This window comes from Microbacterium sp. 13-71-7 (assembly GCF_002257455.1).
Classification (GTDB): domain Bacteria; phylum Actinomycetota; class Actinomycetes; order Actinomycetales; family Microbacteriaceae; genus Microbacterium.
Window position 1 is genome coordinate 1 of record NZ_NCKN01000408.1, and the last position, 1,469, is coordinate 1,469.

Below are 1,469 nucleotides of genomic sequence, written 5' to 3' on the forward strand. Positions count from 1 at the left end.
TGAGCGTGCCGCGCCCGCCCTCCATCTCGGCGGCGAGCGCATCGCTGGCGGCGTCCTCCGGGCTGAACCAGGTCACCTCGAGCGCGTCCTGACGCGGCTCGCACGTGCCGGTCACCGGCACCACGAACGCGAGCGAGACCGCATGCTGCCGGTCGTCGTGATACGCGCTCACCCCGGGGATCGGGAAGTACTCGGCCACCGTGAACGGCGCGGGCGACGGCGGCAGCATCGGGAAGGCCATCGGCCCGAGGTCGTTCTCGAGGTGGCGGAAAAGCGCGTCGCGCACGGTCTCGCCGTACCGCACGCGTCCGGAGACGATCGTCCGCGTCATCTCCCCCAGGGGCGTCGCACGCAGCAGGATCCCGATGTCGGTGACCACACCGGATCCGTCGGTGCGCACCGGCACGGCCTCCACGTAGAGCATCGGCAGCCGTCGTCGCGCCTGGGCGAGCTCGAAGTCGGTCAGCCACCCGGGGTTCGCCCCGCCGGAGGCGCCGAGGCCGTCGAGGCCGCCTGGCAGGCCGGACAGCGCGTCGGGGAGACCGTCGTCGTCGGCCGGATCGGGGTCGGGTGTGCGTACCGCCATGGTCTCTTTCTACCAGCGTCTGCGATGCGCGCCGAGTACGCGCCGCGATCCGGGGGCGGGACTCCACCCGGCTGGGGCAGGATGGAGGCATGGCCGAACCCGTGGAGATCGATCGCGCCGCGGTCCGCTGGACGCGACAGGACGAGGCGCTCCCCCTGCTCGTCCTCCTGCACGGCTACGGATCCGATGAGCGGGATCTGTTCTCCCTCGTGCCGTTCCTGCCCGATGGCGCGACCGTGGCGTCGCTGCCCGCCCCGCTGGACGCCCCCTGGCCGATGCCGGGGCGCTCCTGGTATCCGATCGACGAGCTGGAGCGGCGCGATCCGGCGACCGTGACCGCCGCCGCCGCGGCCGTGCTGCGCTGGCTCGACGCCGAGGCGGCCGACGCCCCGTCCATCGCGCTGCTCGGCTTCTCCCAGGGCGCCTCCGTCGCGCTCCAGGCGGCCCGCGAGGCCCCGGAGCGGATCGCCGCCGTCGTGAACCTGAGCGGCTACGCCGCCCCCGGGGATCTCCCCGGCGACGCCGCGCTGCGCGAGCGCCGCACCCCGGTGTTCTGGGGGCGCGGTTCAAGAGACGACGTCATCCCGCCCGCGCTCGCCGTGCACACCGCGCAATGGCTCCCCGAGCATTCGGAGCTGACCGGGCGCGTGTATCCGGGCCTCACGCACAGCGTGTCGGAGGAGGAGCTGGCCGACGTCCGGCGCTTCCTCGACGGCTGGCTGGAGAGCCTTCAGGCCCCGGTGTCGGAGGGTCCGCTCGGCGACTGATCGGTCCTGGCGTCCCGCGCGTCGTGGCCGGTGGCGTCGGGATCAGGAGCGCCCATCGGCCCCACGCCCATCGGCCCCGCGCCCGTCGCGCCTTCGGCCTCCGCCCTGCGCTGCTG

At 74.2% G+C, this 1,469-nt stretch carries 2 protein-coding genes; one reads left to right on the forward strand and one right to left on the reverse strand.

All coding sequences use genetic code 11. From position 1 onward, the window contains the following. The coding region (locus B7X32_RS20845) for an NUDIX hydrolase family protein (protein ID WP_292724140.1) at window positions 1-586 on the reverse strand (586 nt) is incomplete at its 3' end. An 89-nt stretch (window positions 587-675) separates the two neighbouring features. Between B7X32_RS20845 and B7X32_RS20850 the strand changes: the two genes are divergently transcribed. After that, window positions 676-1,353: an alpha/beta fold hydrolase gene (locus tag B7X32_RS20850; RefSeq protein WP_292724142.1), complete on the forward strand. Its 678-nt coding sequence runs from the start codon at window positions 676-678 to the stop codon at window positions 1,351-1,353. Window positions 1,354-1,469: the final 116 nt, after the last annotated feature.